6 protein-coding genes are annotated in these 5193 nt (G+C 30.2%); 3 read left to right on the top strand and 3 right to left on the bottom strand.

Annotated elements, in window-relative coordinates; all coding sequences use genetic code 11:
- Window positions 1-726: glucosamine-6-phosphate deaminase (nagB, locus tag BN350_RS12625; RefSeq protein WP_028043933.1), on the bottom strand; the 726-nt coding region annotated here is incomplete at its 3' end.
- 159 nt (window positions 727-885) lie between these two features.
- On the opposite strand from nagB, the gene ptsP reads away from it, so the two are divergent.
- Window positions 886-2592, top strand: a complete 1707-nt coding sequence (ptsP, locus tag BN350_RS12620; RefSeq protein WP_420885240.1) for a phosphoenolpyruvate--protein phosphotransferase — start codon at window positions 886-888, stop codon at window positions 2590-2592.
- A gap of 43 nt (window positions 2593-2635) precedes the next feature.
- On the opposite strand, the gene BN350_RS12615 is transcribed toward ptsP, so the two are convergent.
- The gene (locus BN350_RS12615) at window positions 2636-3100 is read right to left on the bottom strand and encodes a GAF domain-containing protein (RefSeq protein ID WP_028043931.1); all 465 of its coding nucleotides are present in this window, start codon (window positions 3098-3100) and stop codon (window positions 2636-2638) included.
- Window positions 3101-3148: 48 nt separating this feature from the next.
- Between BN350_RS12615 and BN350_RS12610 the strand changes: the two genes are divergently transcribed.
- Complete coding sequence (locus BN350_RS12610) at window positions 3149-4375, top strand: deoxyguanosinetriphosphate triphosphohydrolase family protein (protein WP_028043930.1); 1227 nt, start codon at window positions 3149-3151, stop codon at window positions 4373-4375.
- Here the strand turns inward: BN350_RS12610 and BN350_RS12605 are convergent.
- Complete coding sequence (locus tag BN350_RS12605; RefSeq protein WP_028043929.1) at window positions 4372-4998, bottom strand: pyridoxamine 5'-phosphate oxidase family protein; 627 nt, start codon at window positions 4996-4998, stop codon at window positions 4372-4374. The two genes, BN350_RS12610 and BN350_RS12605, sit on opposite strands and share 4 nt — an antisense overlap.
- 95 nt (window positions 4999-5093) lie before the next feature.
- Between BN350_RS12605 and BN350_RS21865 the strand changes: the two genes are divergently transcribed.
- A partial coding sequence (locus tag BN350_RS21865; protein ID WP_044600307.1) for a homoserine O-acetyltransferase/O-succinyltransferase family protein occupies window positions 5094-5193 on the top strand: 100 nt, incomplete at its 3' end.

The following is a 5193-nucleotide window of genomic DNA, read 5'->3' as shown; positions in this document are numbered from 1 at the left end:
AGTTAATAATTGAGCTGCAGCTTCATCAGCAATAATAATACAATCTGGATGATCTTGCAAGGCACTTGCAGGAATTTCTGTTGTTTTAGGACCTTCAACAGTTCCATAGATTGCTTTTGCTTTTCCTTCACCACAAGCAATAAGTAAAACTTTTTTTGCTTTCATGATATTTGCAATACCCATACTTACGGCCTGAGTAGGTACATCTTCAATTTTACCATCAAAGAACAAACGCGCGTTATCTTCAATAGTTGACTGTTTTAATTCAACTTTATGTGTCACTGAATCAAAAGAAGTTCCTGGTTCATTGAATCCGATATGTCCATTAGAACCAATCCCTAATAATTGAATATCAATTGGATTTTCATCTAATAACTTGTTGTAAGCATCACATTCTTCATCAATATTTCCTTTACCTTTAGGTACATGAACATTATTCATGTTAATATCCAACTCATCAAATAAGTTGTGACACATAAAATAGTGATAACTTTGTGGATGAGATTGATCTAATCCAAAGTATTCATCTAAGTTGAATGATTTGATATCTTTGTAAGAAGTCCCGTTTTTCTTATGATCTTCTCTCATCAATTCATACATTCTAATTGGTGTAGATCCAGTTGCTAGACCTAAATTTGCTTTTGGATTGTTTTTGACAACATCCAACATAATTTCACAAGCTTTTTGACTTGCTTCTTCATAATCTTTTACAATAATGACTTTCATTTTTGTCCCTCCTATAATCTATCATCATTATATACCAAAGGCTAAACAATTTAAAGGCTAATTTTCAAATTGTGAAAATTTTATTTTTAAACGATAACCCTTTATTTTGTTGTGAAAATAAGGTAAAATAAATCTATATGGAGGTAGGTCAAAATGACAATGATAAAAGGTATTGCGGCATCTAATGGTATCGCTATTGCAAAAGCATACAAATTAGTTATGCCAGATTTAACAGTTGAAAAGGTTACTGTTGAGGATGTAGAAAAAGAAATAAAATCTTATGAAGATGCAATGGAACGCACTGCAAAAGAATTGGAATCTATTAAAGAAGCAGCTTCAAAAAATTTATCTGCTGAAGAAGCGGCTGTATTTGATGCACATGCGCTTGTGTTATCTGATCCAGAATTGAAGACTCAAGTTGAGGATAAAATTAGAAATGAAAAATGTAATGCTGCTGCTGCTTTAGATGAAGTTGCTGCTATGTTTGTTTCTATGTTTGAATCAATGGGTGATGAATACTTTAGAGAAAGAGCTGCTGATATTAAAGATGTATCTCGTCGTTTATTAGCAAATTTATTAGGGAAACCATTACCAAATCCTGCATTAATTGATGAAGAAGTTGTCATCATTGCAGATGATTTGACACCATCTGATACTGCACAATTAAATAAAAATTTAGTGAGAGGTTTTGCAACAAATATTGGTGGAAGAACATCTCACTCTGCTATCATGGCAAGAAGTTTAGAAATTCCTGCAGTTGTAGCATGCAAAACAATTACAGAAGAAGTTAATGATGGAGATATGATTGCTTTAGACGGTATTGAAGGTGTTGTCATGATTAATCCTGACGAAACTACAATTGCTGAATATGCTACAAAACGTGATGAATATAAAGCATATCGTGAAGAATTAAAGAAAATGGTTAATGAAAAAACTGTTTCTACTGATGGACATCATGTTGAATTGGTTGCTAACATTGGTTCACCAAAAGATCTTGAAGGTGTTAGAGAAAATGGTGGTGAAGGTGTTGGATTATTTAGAACTGAATTCTTATATATGGAATCTGCTGAATTGCCAACTGAAGATAAACAATATGAAGTTTATAAAGAAATATTGGAAGGAATGGCTGGTAAACCAGTTGTTGTAAGAACTTTAGATATTGGTGGAGATAAGGAAATTGAAGCAATTGACTTACCAAAAGAAATGAATCCATTCTTAGGTGTACGTGCTATTCGTTTATGTTTCCAAAGAGAAGATATTTTTAGAACTCAATTAAGGGCTTTATTAAGAGCTTCTGTACATGGCGATTTAAGAATTATGTTCCCTATGATTGCTGCTTTAAGTGAGTTTAGAAAGGCAAAAGGAATCTTATTAGAAGAAAAAGAAAAATTGGTTTCTGAGGGTGTGGCTGTTTCTGATACTATTCAAGTTGGTATTATGATTGAAATTCCTGCTGCTGCTGTATTAGCTGATCAATTTGCTAAAGAAGTTGATTTCTTCTCAATTGGAACAAATGATTTAATTCAATATACATTTGCTGCTGATAGAATGTCTTCAGGAGTATCATACTTATATCAACCATTTAATCCATCTATTTTGAGATTGGTTAAACATGTTATTGATTCTGCACATAAAGAAGGTAAATGGGCAGGTATGTGTGGAGAAATGGCTGGTGAACCTTTAGCTGCTCCATTGTTATTGGGATTAGGACTTGATGAATTTTCAATGTCTGCTACATCAATTTTAGCACAAAGAAAGTTAATTAGAGGACTTTCTCAGGCTGAAATGGCTGAATTAGCAAATAAAGCAATTAATTGTGGAACTATGGAAGAAGTCGTTGCATTAGTTGAAACTGCAACAAAATAAACATATGAAAAACGTATGAAACTTATTTGTTTCATACGTTTTTCTATATTTCTTCATCTCTTAAAAATACACATTGTTCAATGATTTTCATCACTTCTTTTAACAATTCTTCATCTTTTATAGAGAATCGATTATAAGAAGGAGAATCAATATCAAGGACGCCAATAACTTCATTATGTACAACAATAGGTAAGACAATTTCGCTTTTACTATCACTGTCACAGGCAATATGCCCACAAAACTGATGAACATCAGGAACTCTAAGAATTCTATTGCGATAGGCAGCTGTTCCACAAACTCCTTTTCCTAAAGGAATCCTGACACAAGCCACTTTACCTTGAAACGGACCTAAAACAAGTTCTTTCTCTTCTCGTAAATAAAAACCAACCCAATTAATGTTCTCAAAATTTTGATTTATAAATGCAGTTATATTAGATAAATTTGCAATTATATTTGTTTCATCTTTAATTAAAGAATACAGTTGGTCACAAAATAATAGTTTATTCATTGCTTTCACCTCTATTTTAGTATAACATACTTCTAAGGGGTGAATAAAATGAAAACTCAAAAATTTAAAGAATATGCTATGGATGAAAATCATCCGCAATATTCAATAGCTATATCAAGAAAACAAAATTTATATCAAAGACGTCATGACTTAAGAAGTGAATTTGGACGTGATTATACAAGAATTATATTTTCTCAAGCATATCGTCGATTAAAACATAAGACACAAGTCTTTTTTGCAGTTGAAGATGATCATGTTTGCACAAGAAGTGAACATGTTAATCTCGTTGAGTCTGTATCACATACAATTGCTAGTGAGTTAGGATTAAATACTGAATTAACAAAAGCTATAGCAGTAGGCCATGATTTAGGTCATGCACCATTTGGTCATGGAGGAGAAATGATTTTAACAACTATTGCTAAAGAACATCATTTAGATAAATTCTGGCATGAAAAAAATAGTTTACATTTTGTAGATGATATCGAATTATTAGAAGATAATAATCATTATCAGCATAATTTAAATTTAACATATGCTTTGCGTGATGGAATTATTTCTCATTGTGGTGAGATGAATCAAAAATTCATTCAAAAAAGAGATGAAGTTATTGATCTTAATGATTACCAATATGCAGGACAATATAATCCTTGGACATATGAAGGCTGTGTAGTGAAAATGTCTGATAAGATTGCATATCTTGCTAGAGATATAGAAGATGCATTACGTTTACATGTTTTAAAACAGGAGAAAGTCGATGAATTAAAAGAACTATTAAATACCATGGGTGATTATCAGTTCCATGCAATTAACAATGGTGCCATTGTTAATTACTTTATTCATGATGTCATAGAAAATTCAGATGTAAACAAAGGGATAGGCCTTTCAGAGGAAGCATTTGAAAAAATGAAAGTGATTATGAAATTTAATTACGAGAATATTTATCTTATTAAACGTGTTCAAATTCATGAGAAGTATGTCTCATTGATACTTCATTCACTTTTTGATTTTTTGTATGCTTATGGAGCATCTGATGATATATTATCAACTTTAGAAAAGGATAAAGATCAATATCCTAAACTTATACATCATTATATAACATGGTTAGAAAAATATGCTATATTTGAAAATCATGAAAGAAAAAAAGAATACACAAATAAAGTTGTTTATGACTTTATTTGTGATTCTCAAGCATTAGAAAAAAGTATAATAGATTATTTAGCTGGTATGAGTGATGCATTTATTATACAAGTCTTTAATGAATTAATTTCATTTTAATGAAAATGTTTTTTTGCACTCATATGAATAATATTTAATTCTAATATCATTGTATTATGGACTACAGTTTCATTTAATTCTTTTGAAAATTCAGGCGTATATCTTTGTAAGAAAGCATCCAATAATGCTTTCTTATTTTCTTTGACTTCTTGTAAAATACCATATACACAAACACTTTGATGATTGTTCGTGAAAACTTCCTGGTGTATTCCTAAATCTTCAACTACAGTATAACTAGCCAAATGATTTAGACCATTAAGCTTATATCCTTGACGACTACAATGAAAATACAGATGATTCTCAACAATAAAATGATTCAAATGTACACAATAAGGAATCTCAGCTTTAATTGTCAGAACACCATAATTGATTTTTTTCATAATATCTATTCCAGATTCATAAGTTAATAATTTCTTTGGTTTACGAATAGGAGGAATAGGATATTTTAAATAATCATGAGCAAAGAATGATTCATAATTAGTATACAGTATGTTATCATTTACATAACTTTCGGTTAATTCTTTAAAAACTATAATATAATCATATGAACACTTTTTTAATTCATCTTGACTATATACATTAAGGCATTCGTTTTTGTATTTTAATAATAGTTTATCTTTCATCTTTAAACTCCTTTTTTCTTTATTTTATACGAAATAAATGTTCAAGTCTATGATAATCTATGTTAAAATATATAACAATGAAAAGAGGTGTCATTATGCCAATTAAAATACCTGATAATTTACCTGCTGCAAAAATATTAAAAGATGAAAATATTTTTATTATGAATGAAACAAGAGCAACGACTCAAAAAATTA

The sequence above is a fragment of the Candidatus Stoquefichus massiliensis AP9 genome (assembly GCF_000455285.1).
In the GTDB taxonomy this organism is placed as follows: domain Bacteria; phylum Bacillota_I; class Bacilli_A; order Erysipelotrichales; family Coprobacillaceae; genus Stoquefichus; species Stoquefichus massiliensis.
Note: the sequence above shows the minus strand (reverse complement) of the source record. Positions and strands in the feature narration are given on the sequence as shown.

What these genes read in the sequence shown, in the direction of transcription:
- ptsP (WP_420885240.1), top strand. Translation starts at nt 886, where the DNA reads ATGATAAAAGGTATTGCGGCATCTAATGGTATCGCTATTGCAAAAGCA.
- BN350_RS12615 (WP_028043931.1), bottom strand. Translation starts at nt 3,100, where the DNA reads ATGAATAAACTATTATTTTGTGACCAACTGTATTCTTTAATTAAAGAT.
- BN350_RS12610 (WP_028043930.1), top strand. Translation starts at nt 3,149, where the DNA reads ATGAAAACTCAAAAATTTAAAGAATATGCTATGGATGAAAATCATCCG.
- BN350_RS12605 (WP_028043929.1), bottom strand. Translation starts at nt 4,998, where the DNA reads ATGAAAGATAAACTATTATTAAAATACAAAAACGAATGCCTTAATGTA.